General features: G+C 41.7%; 16 protein-coding genes. 12 read left to right on the top strand and 4 right to left on the bottom strand.

Features of this window, described 5'->3' with window-relative positions; translation table 11 throughout:
* Positions 1-493: 493 nt before the first annotated feature.
* Positions 494-1,840, bottom strand: a complete 1,347-nt coding sequence (gene glmM, locus PHF18_RS03300) for a phosphoglucosamine mutase (protein WP_300098261.1) — start codon at positions 1,838-1,840, stop codon at positions 494-496.
* Positions 1,841-2,134: 294 nt separating this feature from the next.
* Here glmM and larE point away from each other — a divergent pair, with 294 nt between their 5' ends.
* From larE to PHF18_RS03245, 11 genes are all read left to right on the top strand, one after another.
* Positions 2,135-2,995 carry an ATP-dependent sacrificial sulfur transferase LarE gene (larE, locus tag PHF18_RS03295; protein WP_300098258.1) on the top strand — a complete coding sequence of 287 codons (861 nt, stop codon included), beginning with the start codon at positions 2,135-2,137 and terminating at the stop codon, positions 2,993-2,995.
* Positions 2,996-3,078: 83 nt separating this feature from the next.
* Positions 3,079-3,540, top strand: coding sequence for a GNAT family N-acetyltransferase (locus PHF18_RS03290; RefSeq protein ID WP_300098255.1), 462 nt, complete (start codon positions 3,079-3,081; stop codon positions 3,538-3,540).
* 51 nt (positions 3,541-3,591) lie between these two features.
* Positions 3,592-4,140: a DUF531 domain-containing protein gene (locus tag PHF18_RS03285; RefSeq protein ID WP_300098253.1), complete on the top strand. Its 549-nt coding sequence runs from the start codon at positions 3,592-3,594 to the stop codon at positions 4,138-4,140.
* A 421-nt stretch (positions 4,141-4,561) separates the two neighbouring features.
* Entirely contained in the window at positions 4,562-4,720 is a 159-nt protein-coding gene (locus PHF18_RS03280) for a hypothetical protein (RefSeq protein ID WP_300098250.1), read from the top strand.
* Positions 4,721-4,762: 42 nt separating this feature from the next.
* Positions 4,763-5,944, top strand: a complete 1,182-nt coding sequence (locus tag PHF18_RS03275; RefSeq protein WP_300098249.1) for a cysteine desulfurase — start codon at positions 4,763-4,765, stop codon at positions 5,942-5,944.
* Positions 5,945-6,176: 232 nt separating this feature from the next.
* Positions 6,177-6,881, top strand: a complete 705-nt coding sequence (locus PHF18_RS03270; RefSeq protein WP_300098246.1) for an RAD55 family ATPase — start codon at positions 6,177-6,179, stop codon at positions 6,879-6,881.
* A 481-nt stretch (positions 6,882-7,362) separates the two neighbouring features.
* Positions 7,363-9,039: a type II/IV secretion system ATPase subunit gene (locus tag PHF18_RS03265; protein WP_300098243.1), complete on the top strand. Its 1,677-nt coding sequence runs from the start codon at positions 7,363-7,365 to the stop codon at positions 9,037-9,039.
* Between the two features lie 10 nt (positions 9,040-9,049).
* Positions 9,050-11,041 carry a type II secretion system F family protein gene (locus PHF18_RS03260; RefSeq protein ID WP_300098241.1) on the top strand — a complete coding sequence of 664 codons (1,992 nt, stop codon included), beginning with the start codon at positions 9,050-9,052 and terminating at the stop codon, positions 11,039-11,041.
* Positions 11,042-11,052: 11 nt separating this feature from the next.
* Positions 11,053-12,105 (top strand): type IV pilin N-terminal domain-containing protein, encoded by a 1,053-nt coding sequence (locus PHF18_RS03255; RefSeq protein WP_300098239.1) that lies wholly within the window; start codon positions 11,053-11,055, stop codon positions 12,103-12,105.
* Positions 12,106-12,214: 109 nt separating this feature from the next.
* Positions 12,215-12,691 carry a type IV pilin N-terminal domain-containing protein gene (locus PHF18_RS03250; protein WP_300098400.1) on the top strand — a complete coding sequence of 159 codons (477 nt, stop codon included), beginning with the start codon at positions 12,215-12,217 and terminating at the stop codon, positions 12,689-12,691.
* Positions 12,692-12,800: 109 nt separating this feature from the next.
* Positions 12,801-13,727, top strand: a complete 927-nt coding sequence (locus PHF18_RS03245) for a hypothetical protein (protein WP_300098236.1) — start codon at positions 12,801-12,803, stop codon at positions 13,725-13,727.
* Between the two features lie 882 nt (positions 13,728-14,609).
* Here PHF18_RS03245 and PHF18_RS03240 read toward each other — a convergent pair.
* Positions 14,610-15,047 carry a type IV pilin gene (locus tag PHF18_RS03240; RefSeq protein WP_300098232.1) on the bottom strand — a complete coding sequence of 146 codons (438 nt, stop codon included), beginning with the start codon at positions 15,045-15,047 and terminating at the stop codon, positions 14,610-14,612.
* A gap of 288 nt (positions 15,048-15,335) precedes the next feature.
* Here PHF18_RS03240 and PHF18_RS03235 point away from each other — a divergent pair, with 288 nt between their 5' ends.
* The gene (locus PHF18_RS03235; protein ID WP_300098230.1) at positions 15,336-15,554 is read left to right on the top strand and encodes a type IV pilin N-terminal domain-containing protein; all 219 of its coding nucleotides are present in this window, start codon (positions 15,336-15,338) and stop codon (positions 15,552-15,554) included.
* 120 nt (positions 15,555-15,674) lie between these two features.
* Here PHF18_RS03235 and PHF18_RS03230 read toward each other — a convergent pair whose 3' ends face one another.
* A complete protein-coding gene (locus PHF18_RS03230) occupies positions 15,675-16,112 on the bottom strand; it encodes a type IV pilin (protein ID WP_300098228.1) in 438 nt (145 codons plus the stop codon).
* A 570-nt stretch (positions 16,113-16,682) separates the two neighbouring features.
* Positions 16,683-17,132, bottom strand: coding sequence for a type IV pilin (locus PHF18_RS03225; protein WP_300098225.1), 450 nt, complete (start codon positions 17,130-17,132; stop codon positions 16,683-16,685).
* Positions 17,133-17,410 lie beyond the last annotated feature (278 nt).

Raw genomic sequence — 17,410 nt, 5'->3', positions numbered from 1 at the left:
CCCATATGTAAGAAACACTTCAATGTATTTATAATTTATTGTTACGTATTTTAACGTAATGCATAATAAATAACAAATCATAGAATATAAATCATAAAATTGAAATATGTAGAAGTAAAATGTGTAGAAGTAAAATGTGTAGAAGTAAAATGTGTAGAAGTAAAATATGTAGAAGTAAAATATGTAGAAGTAAGTTTTCCAGAAGATCAATTTACAGAATGAAAGTATATACAAAAACTAATCACTAATCACTAATCACTTTAATTGAAAGGTGAAATTCTATTAGAAACTCATAGCCAGTTCATCTTTTTTGGCTCCGTCTTCGATAAGAGGCAGTCAAATTAAGAATGACAGATCAAGGCTCAATTTAACTTGAGCCTCACCTGCATTATGATCTATCATGTAGACTCGTTCATCACTACCCGGAAACTTTACTTCGGGATGTGTTGAGAACCTGCATTCCAAAAAGATACTGTTGGCTAAATATTACTGTTCAGGCTTTTTCTGCCTTTAAGACCATTTCCAGACCTGCCTGCATTAATTCTTCTGCACGCTCCTGCTTTTTTGCCTCGGCAAAGACCCGGAAAATAGGTTCCGTACCTGAAGGACGTATAAGGACCCAACCATCGTCATACCAGATCTTGATCCCATCAATGGTATCTGTTGTGAGCCCCAGGCGTGAAGCCTCCTCCCGGATTCTCCCCATAGTGCCCGTAACATCCCTGGAAGGCGTTTTGGTCTTTGCATTGAAGTATACAGGCACGCTTTTAGTTAACTCGGAAAACTTTTTCCCTCCAACCATAATCTCCAGGATTTTAGCACATGCCATTGCTCCGTCCCTGCAGTACTGATGTTTGGGGAAAATAAGGCCTCCATTGCCCTCTCCTCCGAAAACGGCACCTACTTCCATCATCTTTCGGGCGACATTTATGGAACCGACGGCTGTCCAGTAAAGTTCAACCCCTTCTTCCTTTGCGACATCAGCCATGCGCTGGGAAGAACTGACCGGGGTGACTATAGGTCCTTTTTCACTTTCAAGCATATATTTCGCCATCATGGCAAGCAGAATTTCTTCATTTACGAATACCCCGTTTTCGTCCATAAAGACTATTCTGTCCGCATCCCCATCGTGCGCTGCCCCAAAGGCTGCACCTGTCTTTTTAACAAGGTCCGAAAGCTCAGTCAGGACTTCAGGCGTGGGTTCGGGGTTTCTCCATGGAAAAGTCCCGTCAGGCTGAGCCCCAAGAGTCAGTACCTCACAGCCAAGGTCCCTGAGCAGAAAAGGAAGGGTAAGGGAACCTGCTCCGCAGCCCATATCCACAACTACCTTAAATTTCCGGCTGCGTATGGCTTCAGCATCCACTGCACGGATTATACTTTTTATATAATAATCGTTAACTGACGGATCTGCCTTGAAATTTCCCGTTTTTTCCCAGGAGACCGTTGAGAATTTGCCTGAAAAATAAATTTTTTCAATATCGCTCTCCCCGTCCCTCGGGAACTCTGAGCCATCTCCTGCAATCAGCTTGATTCCATTGTATTCCCTGGGATTGTGAGATGCCGTAATAACGATCCCGGCATCAGCATAGTCGCGCACATAGTATTGAATAGAGGGGGTAGGGACAATCCCTACATCAATCACACTCAGGCCTGTTGCAAGAGCGCCGGCAATTGCTGCAGATTTCAGCATCTGACCCGAAATCCGGGTATCGCAGCCTATTGCAACCGTACCTTTCGAGCCCATGTATGTGCCAAGGCTTTTGGCTAAATTGACTGCCAGTTCAGGCGTTACAAATTCATTGGCGATACCACGCACACCATTAGTTCCGAATAATTCCATTTAAGATCTCCATCTCATTATTTACGTCAAAATTATACCATTATAAGGAAATTATGTTCTAATTAGATTTATTTATTGTAACCAGAACCCTGATAGGAAAACAAAGTTTCGGTACAAGAGATTAAAGAATTTTTGAAGTAAAGCAAGCAACTTTAGAAATTATGCTATTTCAGATATATAGCTCAGGAAAAAACCCCGATTAAATACACCATATCCCTTACTATAGCTGCTGTAAGGCACCTGGCTATAGGGCTGGAAAATACATATATCTTATTAGCTGAAAACTCGTTATTAATGGATATTGCAAAGCTCGAAATGATAAAAGAGGCTATAAAAGCCAGAGAAAGTGCAGTCATTGCATTTTCAGGGGGAGTGGACAGTACAACTCTTGCAGCGCTGGCATTTGAGATACTTGGGGAAAAAGCCCTTGCCGTAACTATAGATTCTCCACTTTTTCCCAGGCAGCAGCTCGAAACAGCTGCCCAGACAGCCTGTGAAATAGGTATTCAGCATAAAATCCTCCCGTTCTCCCTGAACAGCGTGCCCTATTTTTCCGCAAATACTATTAACAGGTGCTACTTCTGCAAAAAAGCCCTTCTTGAAACCCTGGTAGAGTTCGCGGAGAAAACCGGATATAATGTAGTGCTTGAAGGAACAAATGCTTCTGAAATAAAAGGGGAAAACCGTCCCGGGTACAGAGCAATTGAGGAAGCCGGTGAAAAGATTTTATCTCCATTTGTGGAGTTTAACATTACGAAAGAAGAGATAAGGGAGATTGCCTCAAACCGCTCCCTTTCAGCTGCCAACCGGCCGTCTGCAGCTTGCCTTGCTACACGTATTGCTTATGGCCAGCCTATCACCACTGAAGCTCTTGAGAAAATAGAAAAAGCCGAAGATTATCTTTTATCTCTGGGTTTTACGCAGTTCAGGGTCAGAATGCACTCCAATCTTGCCAGAATAGAGGTTACTGGGGAGGAGTTTGAGGACGCACTCCGCAAAAAAGAAAAAATATCCAGGCATCTTAAAGCTCTTGGCTTTGACTATGTAACCCTCGACCTTGAAGGCTTCCGTTCAGGGAGTATGGATGAACCCCACATGCAGAAAAAAACGGAAGAAAAAGAAGAAACGGAAAGACAAGAAACCGAAGAAGAATGAGCTCAAAAAAGAAAAAATATCGAAATAGCCAGATGAGCCAGATGAGCCAGATGAACCACAAAAAGACTGACTGCTGAAGAAATATGACAGAAATTAGAATCCGAAAAGCCAAAAAAAAAGACCTGCCTGCAATCCAGAGGCTCCTATCCACTTATTTTCTGGATATGGAAGAGCTTGAGCCCGAGGACTTTGTGCTGGCTGAAAAAGAAGAAAAAGTGGTCGGATGTGCTGCCCTTATCAGGGACACGTCAAACGAGAAGACTTTTCTGGAGCTCCACTCCATTGCCGTGCATCCAAACCTCCGGGGAAAAGGAATCGGAACAAGGCTTATGGAGTACCTTATAAATACTATTGATTGTCCGGAGACTCCTGGAGCCCCAGTGTGTAAATTATATGTACGGACTACTGCTCCGGGCTTTTTTGAAAAACTTGGTTTTATAAAACTACAGGACGCTGAAAAATTGCTTCTCTGGGATGACTGCAGAAAGTGCGAGCATTTTGAGAAGTGTGCACAGCACGCCATGAGATATTTTCGAGTTTCCTGAAGAAACAGACCTTATAGAGGTTAACGAAACATTATTTTACAAAAAAGCACAATGAAGCAGCTTATGCTCACTCTTGGAATCGTCAATACCTACGACAAGATCAAAGTTCTCGATGCGCATTACCGTGCAATTGCCAGAGCCGCCCCAATCTGCCATGCTTTTGGGTTCCACCTTGCCCTTTATGACTTCCCATTCAAAATGACCGCAGAAGAGCTGGTCGCGTTCGTAATGGATAAAACCACTATAGGAGAATCGGGAAGTTATCTCAGAATCCTTTACGAAAAAAACCACCTTTCAGTGTCCGACCTTCCAAAAAAAGGATTTCCTTCCCACTTTGGAGAGATAGTTATCACCACTTCAAAGCCGGACCCAAAAAGGCAGGTTATGCCTGTAAAAGTTGCTGAAGAAGCGCTACGCAACCGTTCATTTCTATTTCTTGTGGGCCTCGGGCATAAGGGGCTTCCAAAAGAACTCTTTGAGAGAGGGAAATACCATCTTGATATTACCTCTAAAGGACTTTCCCTTGAGACATGCACTGCAATAGGGGCTATACCTGCCCACCTCTCAGGGCTCATGGAAATCATGGTAACAAAAAAGTAACCTTTGAATTTAAAATTAGAAAGCCCAGAGATAAAAAAAATAATCAGTGGAGCAGCCGCCCTGAAATCAGACTGTTCCAAAAAAAAATTGAAGGAAATCAAAAAAAATTCCGGAATAGATATATATTACGAATTACAATTAATATTTTGTTGTGGGTAAGAACAACACTTGTTGCGCTGTTGTGGGGTTTGCAACCTGAAGGACTTAGATTTATGACCTGTATTTCAGGAATTCGTCCGTAAGGGCCGGGAATTCCAATTTGAGGAATTTAACCCGGAAAGATTTGAACTCTAACCTGCAGTACAGTTTACCCTTTCGAAAGGGGCAAAAATTCTGCCCTAACCGAAGGAACCTGTATCCGGAAGGAGTGAAATTTTAACCCTGACAGAGTGCAAGCATTGAAGAGACAGGAGGAAAACTTATGAGTGAACTGAATTACGAAGACAGAAAAAAAAGTGAATATAGATACAAAAACCGTAAAAATGGCTACCATACCGTAGTAAAAGGCTGCACAGACAGCCTTGACACAGATGAATTAGACCTTTACCGCTTTATGATAGGCGGCGTGCAGGGTAAATAACCTGCATAAGCTTTTTTTAGTACTCATTCCTAGAAAAGAAGCATGTACGATGTATATGCGGTCCGTGAAGATTTTCCTGTTTTAAAAGAAGTTGTGTACCTGGACAGCACAGCGACTACGCAGACCCCGATCCCTGCAGTTGAAGCCATGGTTGACTACTTTTACAGGTATGCAGGCAACCACGGGAGAGGAGCGCACCGCCTTGCCAGGGAAACCACAAACCACTATGAAGATGCACGGGAAACTGTTGCCCGTTTCCTGAATGCAGATCCGTCAAAGACCGTATTTACGAAAAATACAACCGAAGGAATAAACCTTGTTGCAAACAGCTATCCCTGGGAGGCAGGAGACCACATCGTTACAACCATGCTCGAGCACCATTCAAACCTCCTGCCCTGGCTGCGCCTGCAAAAGAAAGGGATAAATATAACAGTTGTAAACCCGGACCGTAAAGGCATAATTGATCCTCAGATGATAGAAAATGCTCTCACAGACAGGACAAAACTCATCGCTATAACCCAGGTTTCAAACGTTTTCGGTTCTATCCAGAATATTAAAAGGACTACGAAAATTGCCCGCAGAAACGGGGTAAAAACTCTTATTGACGGTGCCCAATCTGCAGGACATATGCCAGTGGACCTGAAAGACATTGAATGTGACTTTTTTGCAACCGCAGGACACAAAGGGCTGCTTGGCCCTCAGGGAACTGGCGTACTCTACATCAGACAACCGGAGATTCTGGAAAGTGCCTTAGTAGGGGGAGGTGCGGTTTCGGACGTCAGAGGGCTTTCATACACACTTGAGCCTTCCCCTGCATGTTTTGAAGCCGGCACTCCGAACATTCCTGGGGTTATCGGGCTTGGGAGAGCAGTAAAGTATGTGGAAAAAATAGGAGTTTCCGAGATTGAAATGCATGAAGCGAAACTTTCCGGTGAAGCTGCAAAGAGGCTTTCAGAACTCGAGCATGTGGAGGTTTACGGGCCTGAAAACCGGGCAGGGATTGTGCCTTTTAATGTGAAAGGGCTTCATGCTCACGATGTTGCCCTGATCCTTGACCAGACAAGAAAAATTTGCGTTCGCAGTGGACACCACTGCGCAATCCCGATTACCCGCTTCCTTGAAGTTGACAGCACTGTGAGAGCTTCTTTTGCACTTTACAACACAGAAGAAGAAGTAGACATACTTGTAAATGCAGTCAACGCGCTCAAAGCCCTTGTATCATGAAAACTACCTGCCTCCTGAAAAAAGGTTTCTTTTAAAGGGCATCTGAAAACTAGATCCTGAAAACCGAAACCTGAGAACTTGATCCGGTATTTAAGCAGAAAACACATTACATTCTGGCTTACATTCCTTAATTTTTATAGATTGTTTTTTATATAGGCTCCGGGCAATATAATTACATAACACTAAATTTATATAAGTTAATTTAACCTAACTTTTTTCAGGAGCAAGATAAATGGAACGAATAACAAGCGGGATAGAATGCCTTGATTCACTCCTTGGAGGAGGATACCCAAGGGGAAAAGGTATCCTTATTACGGGACCTACAGGTTCGGGAAAGACAATAATGGGCACACATTGCCTTTACAGCAACTGCTCCGCAGGAAAGAGAGGGCTTTTGATCCTTACAAGAGCCCTTCTGGAAGATGTCCTCCTTCAGTCTAAATCGCTGGGAATGGACCTTGAACCTTTTATTGATTCCGGGCTGCTCGTGGTAGAAGATGTATTCCAGAGCAGGATTCAGGAGACACTCTTTTCTTCTCGCCTGGGAAAAGGGCTTGAAGTAGCAGAAAAAGACCGGGTTGGGACGGTCAAAGACCTGGCTGAAAATGTAGACATTGTAGTTTTGGACAGCCTTGGAGCTCTTACCAGAACACGTAATTGTGTGGGTAATGAAGCCCTCAGTAAGTTTGACGCCATCTACAGCATCCTGGCAAAACATGGTTGCACATCTCTTTTTCTTATGGACGACCGCGCCCACGCCCAGCACCAGGGGTTTGCAGATTATCTCGTGTTCGGAAAAATAGAACTGAAAATAAAAGAAAAAACTGAAAACGGAAGACTATTACATATGCTTTCAGTCACAAAAATGAGGGGGGCGGACCTCTCCGGCGAAAAGCTCTTCTTTGGACTTACTCCGTCAGGGATAAAAAGCAATTAAGGTTTCGAGAACTATTTAGAGAGCTGAAAACCTTTTCTCAAAAAAACCTTTTCTCAAAAAAATCTTTTTTTTGAATTTTAGTCTTTGTGAACCACTCTCAAGCTAAAAAGACCAGGGAGTTTTACGCTTCGTAATATAAAAAAGTCAGGGCATTATTTGTGAGTTTAGATCAGTGTTTACTACCCTGAAAGATCTGGTTTTAGAACTATTTTCGGACTCTTTCAGTATATTTGACCTTCTCCCAAATTATCCCGATTTTAAAATAACCCAGTTGTCTTAATAAAAAAGTTTATAATATACTTAAGAAGTAAATTTAGTTAGTTTATAGACAAATACTTTGAAAAAGAGGATTAAATTGAAAAAATCGTTTTATTTAGAGAAATTCAAGGATTAAAAGTTAGGAAGATATTGCTACACTATAGGAAGATTTTATAATATGTTGATTCATATATAGTTCAAGGAGAAATCTGAAGGCGAGAGTATGGATGAAGTAACAGAAATCTCGGAAAAGAAAAGTTTTATTTCGGGGTTATTCGGGAAAACAGGCGATAGTAACTCCATCTCAGAGATACTAAAAAGGACTAAAAGTTATTTTGATAAGCCTTTGAGAAGCATGCCGACGTACGACCAGGAAAATGAAGGACCTCTCATAGAGTTTGAAGTACCTGAAGGATTTAAGGAAATCGAAAGGTACTGGCTTCAAGAACCTTATTGTCTGGTATCGATCCTGGAAGACCGCAGAACAAAATACTACAGGCTGGTTGAACCTGCCCTTACAAAGTTTGAAAAAGAACTGCTTGAGAGACTTTATGAGGATTTTCAAGATGTAATGGTTTTGAACCCTACGACCTCTAAAATAGAAAAAGATGCGTACCTTGTGGACAAAACCCTTTTCCTTCTTGAACGTTATAAAGCTGAAATTTCAGCCTCAGCCATTCACAAGATAATGTATTACCTCAGAAGGAACCTGCTTGGTTATGAAAAAATCAATTCTCTTCTTTATGATCCATATATAGAAGACATATCGTGTGACGGTGTAGGAGTTCCACTCTATATTTATCATACGAGGTATCTCAATATTGAAAGTAATATTTCTTTTGAAGAGGAAGAACTCGACTCCCTTGTAATCAAGATGTGCCAGCTGAATAACAAGCACATCTCTGTCAGCCAGCCAATCGTGGATGCAACAATCCAGGATGGATCAAGGCTTCAGGCTATGTTAGGGAGAGAAATAACTCCCCGCGGCAGTTCATTTACTATCCGTAAGTTCAGAAAAGATCCGATAACACCTATCGACCTGCTCGGCTTTAAAACGTGCGATATGGAAATGCTGGTATACCTCTGGCTGGTCATTGAAAACGGCTACAATATGCTTTTTGCAGGAGGGACGGCTTCAGGAAAAACCTCAATGCTTAACGCCACTTCCCTTTTCATGCCTTCCACAGCCAAGATAGTCTCTATAGAGGATACAAGGGAACTCTTGCTCTACCACAACAACTGGGTCTCGGGTATTTCAAGGGAAAGCTTTGCCGCAGATGCTACGGGAGAAGTTTCCATGTACGACCTTTTAAGGGCTTCCCTGAGACAGCGTCCGGATTTCATCATTGTGGGTGAAGTAAGAGGCAGTGAAGCTCTTACTCTGTTCCAGGCAATGTCAACAGGGCATGCAACAAGCTCGACAATGCACGCAGGAGATGTTCAGACTGTTATAAACAGGCTTACCCACGAACCCATAAATGTGCCTCATATTATGCTGCAGTCGCTTGATGTGCTGTGTATCCAGGAACAGGTGTACATAGAAGATGAAAGAGTCAGGAGAACAAGGAGCCTTGTAGAAGTCCTTAACGTGGACACTGAGACAGGAGACCTTGGCATAAACGAGATTTTCAACTGGGAACCTTCTGAAGACAGCTTCCTGAAAGTTGGGGACTCCCATCTCATGCAGGATATCATGCACGTTAGAGGATGGGATTCGGGCCAGTTGAGAAACGAGATCGAGAGCCGAAGAAAGATCCTGACTTACCTGTATGAGAAAAATATGAGGAGTTACATCCAGGTATCTCTTGTAGTGCAGGCGTATCAGAGTTATCCGAAAATGGTCATGGAAGGTATAGAAAACGACACCCTGCAAGGTATGATACAGGATATGGTTGCTTAAGAGGGGGAACATGACTTACATTTCTGTGGACGAACTGGCATACAGAACTTTTGGGAACTTCTTCTACAAAAATAAGGAAAGCTTTCAGGAGCTCAAAGTAAAGATACGCCACTCCCATATTCCAATGTCAGTGGACCAGTACCTGGCTTCAGCCTTCATGTATTCGATATTCGCAGGTATAATCGGAGGAATCTTCGGGGGATGGCTCGGGCTGAAAACCTTTGGAGACCCTATTTCCCGACTCAGCCTTTTTGTGGATTCCACGAATGCAGGATTTGCAGAAGAGTACCTTTATTTACTTGCGATTTTAGTCGCTCTTTTGATATTCGTTATAAGTTTTCTTACCGTCTTCGGGGTGGCATACATCTATCCTTATTTACAGGCAGATATTCGGAACGCCTGTATAGATAAATCCATGCTGCCGGCGGTAACTTACATGTACGCTCTTACAAAGGGCGGCATGTCAATATATGATGTTTTCAGGTCTCTTAGCAAGTATACCCATATATTTGGCACAAGCGCGGAAGAAATCTCCTACATTGTGCGGGACATGGACTACCTGGGAAAGGATTTTATAAGTGCCCTTAAAGAAGCCAAAGAACGCACCCCTTCGGACCTTTTTAAGGATTTTATTGACGGCTTGATCCTTGTTTCAAGCAGCGGAACCATAACCGAATACATAAAAAATAAGTCTGAACAGTACCAGGATATGGCGGAACTGGCAAACCGGAACCTGTTAAAGAGGCTGGATGTCCTTGCAGAAGTCTATGTGACTGTGCTTGTCGCAGGCCCATTGTTCATAATGACAACCCTTGTCGTGCTGCAGTTTTTCAAGCCAGCTTCAGCCCAGATCCTGTACATGTTAATTTATGCCATAATACCTCTTGCAACCCTGCTTTTCATAGTGTTTCTAGATACAGTGGGAGAACTCTCCATGAGCCCGAAAAAGGGCAGTGTTCCCGGTTATCCCATAGACTTTTCCGATATCCCGGAGCTCAGGTCAGAACTCAGTGTAGAAGAGGAGGAAAAAAGGGACAAAAAGTTAAAGCTATACAAGCAGCTTTACAATATCAGGGACCGGATTTTTAATCCGTACAGGACTATCCGGGAAGAACCCAGATATACATTCTTTTTCGGGATCCCTCTAGGGTTTTACTATCTCACCCATCTTCCTAAAGCTCTTAAGGATAGTATAAATTATAATTTCCACTGGAACCTGACCTTTGCCCATATCAGTGATAGCAGTGTTCATTTTATCAGCGCAATTGATGATTACCTGGTCATATTTATCGTAATCTCACTCATTCCTTTCATCATATTTTACGAGATCAGGGCATGGAGAATGCGAAAAATTGATGAGAGAATGCCTGACCTGCTGAGAAACCTGTCAAGTATGAACGATTCAGGGATCTTGCTTTCTAATTCCTTAAAAATAATAGCAGAATCCAAGATGGGACTCCTTAGCAAAGAACTCAAAAAGCTAAAGGAAGACATCTCATGGGGAACTTCTACTTCAAGAGCCCTCATGAAACTTGAAAACAACATCAGAACCGCTTCCTCAAGCCGGATTATCCATACCCTCATAAAGGCAAACGAATCTACAAGCGACCTTAAAAGTGTGCTATCCATTACCGCAGAACAGGTAAAGGGTGATGAGAGGCTGAAAAAAGAGCGCTCTTCGGAAATGGTGGTCTACGTCGTAACCATCTACGTAGCCTTTTTTGTCTTCCTTTTCATCGTTTACGTCCTGGCTGTGTATTTCTTTCCGGAAAGTGCATCATTCAAGAATTCGGCTCAGGGAGTGGGAGGATACGGAGGGATCGGAAATAGCTACTTCAACATCGAAGAGTACACGATGCTCATGTACCACTCTGCTCTTGTCCAGGCTTTAACTTCCGGGCTTATTGCCGGAAAGATGGGACAGGGTTCAGTATACATGGGCCTGAAGTACAGCGTCAGCATGATGATAATCACGTATGTGGTCTTTACATTCATGGTTTAAGGGGGATTTCTTTGCTTAACCGAACTGAAAAAAAGATAACATCTGACGAGCACGCGGTTTCGGAAGTAATGGGGCAGGTCCTTCTCGTAGGCATAGCAGTGATCATGCTCAGCTCATTGAGTGTTTTCGTATTTTCACAGGAAGGGCCTATCGATATCCCCCATACGAATGTCCAGGAAATTATGGACACTTCCACAGACACGATTTACCTGAAACACAGTGGAGGAGAGCCCATAAGAGCCGAAGATGCCGAGATAATAGTAAACATTAACGGCAAGAAGTATGTGTACACATCTTCTCAAATTTACGAAAGCCTGGGAAACAGCAGCGCCTGGGAAGTAGGGGAGACTATTGAAATCAATACAATGACCATGTGGACAGTTAACCTAAAAAATAGCGATGAAGTGGAGTTATTTCTGGTCGATACCCCATCAAACGAATTGATCCAGAAAAGCAGGCTTACTACAGAGTTCCAAAAGAGAGCCGGTTTAGCAACATGGCTCACCCCGATGGGAGATATAACGGATACATCCGGAGGCTATGGGGACAATAAACAGGCCCATGCTTCAGATAGTAATACAGAAGACGCGAAAGGTGATGACAACGAAAACAAAAAGTGTACCACTCATTACCCTCCGGAAGATGCGATAAACCCCAGTAAATATCAGGAATTCGATTTCGGATTCAATCCCATAGCGCACGGGATAAGACAGGATGATACTTTCTGTAACATAACCCTCGTGATAAGATATTATTGTCATGATAGCTCCATAAAAGAAATTCAACTCAAATTCTATGATATCGACGAATATGGAAATGGAAAATGGGTATACTACACAGAACCTATCTACAACCCAGTTACAGACAATGCAGCAAACAGTAATTTCGTGTTCAAAAGTATCAATCTGACAGATCACATCAATACATATGATGACCTGGCGAATTTCAAAGTACGGATAGAAGCATCAACTACAGCAAATCCAAGTTCGAAGAAACAGATAAGCATCGATTATCTGGCCTTATGGGTAGAACAAACAAGCACCGAGAGTGAATTAGATTCTTGACAGAATTTCGAGACAGGATTTAATCAGGACTATATTAAAAAGAGCGATTCAAATATTTACGAAAGGTACTTGGGAATCAATATGGGATGGAGGGATCAGCTTGTTAGATGTGAAAAAACTCATTAAAAACTCCAGTGCCGTTTCAGATGTCATGGGGGAGGTGCTCATGACGACAATATCAGTTCTCATTCTCAGCTCAATTGCCGTTTTCGTTTTTTCATACGACGGAGCAGCTGACATCCCCCACACTCAGGTGAAAGGCTGGATGAATGCACAGGATGATACAATCTACCTGGTAAACAGCGGAGGAGAGTTTATTGATACTGAATCCTTTGAAATTGCAGTAAACATCAATGAGCATCGGAGCATTTACTCTTCGTCCCAGATATATGCGAATCTGGGAAACAGGAACTTATGGAAGCTGGGAGACACAATAGAAATTAACACATTCGGAGAATGGGGAATCGACATCAAAGAAGGAGATGAAATAAATGTGTACCTGATCGATATTCCCTCAAAAGGAATCATCCATAATTTGAAGATTTCCTCCGAATACTTAGAGGCTTCCAACTGGACTGCTCCATAAGGTTCCGAGGTAAACACTTCCCAGGGAGAGCAAACAGGACTCCTCGATGTCCAGAAAGAAAAACGACATGCATTGAATGTAAATTAAAAAATAAAAGTAGAGGGAGAAAATGAAAAATAGGGGCTTTAAAGCAATATCCTCTTTTTACAGATCCGAATCCGGGGTAGCTGTCGCCGTTGCCGCAGCCCTGCTGCTCGGAATTGTAGTTGCCGCAATGACAACAATCCAGCTTAATTACGTGCCCGTCTGGAAAGAAGACGCAGAATACGCCCATATGTCCGATGTATGGCAGGACATGGCCAGGCTCAAGTCTAACGTTGACATTCTGGCAGCAGGGCTCGAGATAAACCCGAATTCAAGGCTCGTGCTGAACAGCCCGGTCGAGATGGGGGGGAGTGATGTGCCATTCATAGGAGGCATGAAAACAGGTGGGACTCTTGCCATAAACAACGACATCTCAGGCATGTTAATAGTCGTAGATGATGATGTTGTGGGATACAACAGCAATAACACGTTATTTTATACAGGCTCGGTCTCATATCGTCCTACTAACATCCATTACGTAGACGAAACTTACTGCTACGAAAACGGAGCTCTCATAGTCTCCCGGAACGACAGGTCCATGATGAAACTTTCCCCGGGAATTGTGATAAATGGAGATACCTCCTCAGTAAACCTTTCAGTTCGGGCCGTAACCCTGGAAGGGAACCGCGGAGTTCTGGCCAGCAATAGCATAGAGGACGTCAGGATGACATGCGAAGGCTTCGGAACCCTCTATAACGGAGAATATAGTAATGCAAACGGAACTGTAAAAGCCAACATCACCTCTGTGGACCTGACTATCTACACAGAAAATCCGGAAGCCTGGGAAAAATATTTTGAAGATTCAACCAATGAGATTAACCTCCAGAACGGCACGGACTACAACCTCAGCACCGGCACCCACCTGGTCACCTTTTCTCTCCCCCATAAAAATAATAGAACTATCAACTTTGAAGCCTACAATACCATGATAAAAATCGAAACCGAGACTTAATAAGCAGGGGACATAAGCAAAAATTTGTTTCTCCAAAAAGAAAATTTTTATTTCTATTTTTATTATTTTTTTCCAAACATTAAATATTGAAGCTCGAATTTTCTATTTTAATTCACAAAAAATTACTAATCACATGGATATTTTAATTAATTTTTTTAGAAAAGTTAACACATATAAAATAATACGATAGTTGAAGAGAAAATTTCACTATAAAGTGCAAAAATGATCCCAAATTATCAACAAAATATATATGCATGCCATTTTCGGTTTTATTTGAATTTAATGATTTTAGCCCCATCCTGGAGAAAGAAGTTCAAAATATTTTTGCACCAGAAAGAACTCGATACACGATCAAAATCTTTCCCTAAACGTGCCCCTGGTGCTCAGGAAAGTGATTTAAAAAGGCAGATAGCATACACTTGGATTATCACAATAGAAGATCTAAAGACCAGAAAATGAACTAAAAATAAACATTCTACATTCCTGCGGCAGTCTTTAATTCTGAAAACAAGAGTTTTAGCTATCAAGGGGATATTCCACAATATCCCACCTGATGCTGCGCCAATAAGACGCAGTTCGCGGCTGTATTTTCCTGTAGAACTATTAAACCTCGCCTTAGAGGACTCATTTCAGCTCATTGACCTCACTGTAAAGAGAGTTGATTTAGGAGATATATGCTTCAAGAACCGATTAATTCGACATATTATTTTTCGCGCGCGTCTCAATAAAAGTTTGAATGAGTTGGAACAGTAGGATGCGACAAGTAAAATGATCGACAAAACTTCAAAAATCCGATGAGGCACAAAAGGAAGCTTAATTCAAAAAAAGTAACAACAGAAAAGGAAAAGGATAGCACCTGAAGAAGGTGCTTTCCATTTGAGTTTAGAACCTTAGAGTTCTGTCGCAGATCAGCTGCTTGGTCTGTACATCGATGATCTTGACGTTGAGACTGTCACCTGACGTCACAGTAACGTTGTTGAGTGCCATAACTTGTACGTCACCGACATCAAAAGTAGTGAGATTGACAGCGTAAATTTCATCAGAATTTCCACCATTGACAGAGCCCATGACCTTTGTTGTAGAGTTAGACTCGAAATGAATTGGGTCGCCACCAAGGTGTTCGAATTTTATCCATCCACCACCTGTAGCGTTTATTGCTTTAATGTCTATATTCGCCTGCGGTGCAGATTTGGCAGTTCCCTGGCCGAAAACGGATGAACCGATTGCAGCGGCGAGGATGACGGTGATTGCGACCATCAGCACGACACCGATAACCGGGGACACTGCCTTGTCATTCCTGAATATTTTTTTGAGATCCATATGTTTCTCCCTCCTGAGTTAAAGACATCCATACAGGACAGCCTGTCTGAATTTTAACGTTTGAATACACATATTAACAATCATCATTTTTTATAACTGCACTCAAAGATATTCTTTGTTTGTATAAATATTTTTGCAGGCAACATTCTGAAATTATTTATTAATTTTTGTTAATATTATTATGGAAGAAAATATTAAGTACTCAAAATAAAAAGAACTTTTCTTAGACCGCCAATACATTAGTAAATCAAAAATATCGTAATAAGTTGGGCAAGAAATTTATAGGATGTGACATTTGTCGCAGAGGATAGTAAAAAGTACAGAGAACTTAACCAGGAATACCAGGAAGTTTTGAAGATAATTGGGCAGGTGCTCATGTTAGCTATAGTTGTGCTGGCTTTTTCGTCAATAGTTGCGTTCGTGTTTTCAGAGGAGGGAGCGGCAAATCCCCCTCATACACCAAAAGCTGACCTGCAGGAAACAATAACACAGGCGCTAATACCGTAAAGATCTCCCACAAGAGGGAAGAGGCTTATGATGATGAAGCATAAAAGAAGCTTGATTCAGAAAAAGTAACAAAAGAAAAGGAAAAAGATAGCACCTGGAGAAGGTGCTTTCCATTTGAGTTTAGAATCTTACAGTTCGGTCACAGATAAGCTGCTTGGTCTGTACATCGATGATCTTGACGTTGAGATTGTCGCCCGAATTCACAGAAACATTATTGAGTACCATTAATTGTACATCACCGACATCAAAAGTATCAAGAGCAACCGCATAAATTTCGTGAGAATTTCCGCCATTGACAGATCCCATGACCTTTGTCATAGAGTCAGACTCAAAATGAATTGGGTCACCACCAAGGTGTTCAAATTTTATAGTTCCGTTGCCTGTTTCGTTTACTGCTTTAATGTCTATGTTCGCCTGCGGTGCAGATTTGGCAGTCCCCTGACCGAAAACGGATGATCCGATTGCGGCGGCGAGGATAACGGTGATTGCGACCATCAGCACGACACCGATAACCGGGGAAACTGCCTTGTCGTTCCTAAATATTTTCTTGAAATCCATATGATTCTCCCTCCAAAATCAAATACATCCAGACAGGACAATCTGTCTGAATTTTAACACTTGAATACCATAGTTACAATTTTTATTTTTTTAGAACTATACTTAAAGATATTCTTCATTAGTATATAAAGTTTTGCAGATAACATTATAAACTTATTTATAAATATTTGCAAACATTATTTGGAAATATGCTTGTAATCCCTCAAAATAAAAAGTAGTTTTCTCAGACAGACAAGACTAGATAAAATAAACAAAAATAGTAAGAAGTTTTGCAAGAAATTTATAGAATATTATTTTTATAGAGGAGGGATAAAATATAGGGCATTTGGCCAGATTGCCACGCTGATGTGTTTTTCAATAGCCGTGGTCGTATTCTCCGATGGAGGAGCTGTAAATCCTCCTCATACGCCAAAAGTGACCCGCAGGAAAGCATTAACACAGGCGCTAATATCATGAGGATCTTCCACAAGGGAGGAGAGGTATATGATGAGGCACAAAGATAAGCTTGATTCAAAAAAAGTAACAAAAAAAAAAAGGATAACACCTAAAGAAGGTGCTTTCCATTTAAGATTAGAACCTTATAGTTCTGTCACATATAAGCTGCTTGGTCTGTACATCGATGATCTTGACGTTAAGACTGTCCCCCGACGTCACAGATGCTGTGGTGTTGCTATTGAGAACCATTTGCGTTACGTCACCAACATCAAAAGTACCAAGGGTAGTAGCATTCAGGTCAACAGAGTTTCCTCCATTAACAGATACCATGACCTTTGTTGTGGAATTATCAGTCTCGAAATGAATGGGGTCACCACCAAGGTGTTCGAATTTTATAGTTCCGTTGTCTTCGAGATTTACTGCTTTAATGTCTATATTCGCCTGCGGTGCAGATTTGGCAGTTCCCTGGCCGAAAACGGATGAACCGATTGCAGCGGCGAGGATGACGGTGATTGCGACCATCAGCACGACACCGATAACCGGGGACACTGCCTTGTCATTCCTGAATATTTTTTTGAGATCCATATGTTTCTCCCTCCTGAGTTAAAGACATCCATACAGGACAGCCTGTCTGAATTTTTTAACACTTGAATATACAATTTACAATTAGTATTTTTTTAGGATATTACTTTAAGCAATTCTTTATTCTTATATAAATTTTTGCAGAGAACATACAAACTTAATTTATTAAGAATGATTAATATTATTCTGAAAACTGGGAATATCTAACCAAAATAAAAAGAATTTTCATTAGACAGTCAAGTTAATATTCAATTAACAACATTGTAGGAAGTTAGGCAATA

The organism is Methanosarcina sp. (assembly GCF_028693135.1).
Taxonomy (GTDB): Archaea; Halobacteriota; Methanosarcinia; order Methanosarcinales; family Methanosarcinaceae; genus Methanosarcina.
This window is presented reverse-complemented; position numbering and strand designations above follow the sequence as displayed.

Coding starts and splice junctions, on each gene's coding strand:
- glmM (WP_300098261.1), bottom strand. CDS start 1,840: ATGGAATTATTCGGAACTAATGGTGTGCGTGGTATCGCCAATGAATTT.
- larE (WP_300098258.1), top strand. CDS start 2,135: ATGGATATTGCAAAGCTCGAAATGATAAAAGAGGCTATAAAAGCCAGA.
- PHF18_RS03290 (WP_300098255.1), top strand. CDS start 3,079: ATGACAGAAATTAGAATCCGAAAAGCCAAAAAAAAAGACCTGCCTGCA.
- PHF18_RS03285 (WP_300098253.1), top strand. CDS start 3,592: ATGAAGCAGCTTATGCTCACTCTTGGAATCGTCAATACCTACGACAAG.
- PHF18_RS03280 (WP_300098250.1), top strand. CDS start 4,562: ATGAGTGAACTGAATTACGAAGACAGAAAAAAAAGTGAATATAGATAC.
- PHF18_RS03275 (WP_300098249.1), top strand. CDS start 4,763: ATGTACGATGTATATGCGGTCCGTGAAGATTTTCCTGTTTTAAAAGAA.
- PHF18_RS03270 (WP_300098246.1), top strand. CDS start 6,177: ATGGAACGAATAACAAGCGGGATAGAATGCCTTGATTCACTCCTTGGA.
- PHF18_RS03265 (WP_300098243.1), top strand. CDS start 7,363: ATGGATGAAGTAACAGAAATCTCGGAAAAGAAAAGTTTTATTTCGGGG.
- PHF18_RS03260 (WP_300098241.1), top strand. CDS start 9,050: ATGACTTACATTTCTGTGGACGAACTGGCATACAGAACTTTTGGGAAC.
- PHF18_RS03245 (WP_300098236.1), top strand. CDS start 12,801: ATGAAAAATAGGGGCTTTAAAGCAATATCCTCTTTTTACAGATCCGAA.
- PHF18_RS03240 (WP_300098232.1), bottom strand. CDS start 15,047: ATGGATCTCAAAAAAATATTCAGGAATGACAAGGCAGTGTCCCCGGTT.
- PHF18_RS03230 (WP_300098228.1), bottom strand. CDS start 16,112: ATGGATTTCAAGAAAATATTTAGGAACGACAAGGCAGTTTCCCCGGTT.
- PHF18_RS03225 (WP_300098225.1), bottom strand. CDS start 17,132: ATGGATCTCAAAAAAATATTCAGGAATGACAAGGCAGTGTCCCCGGTT.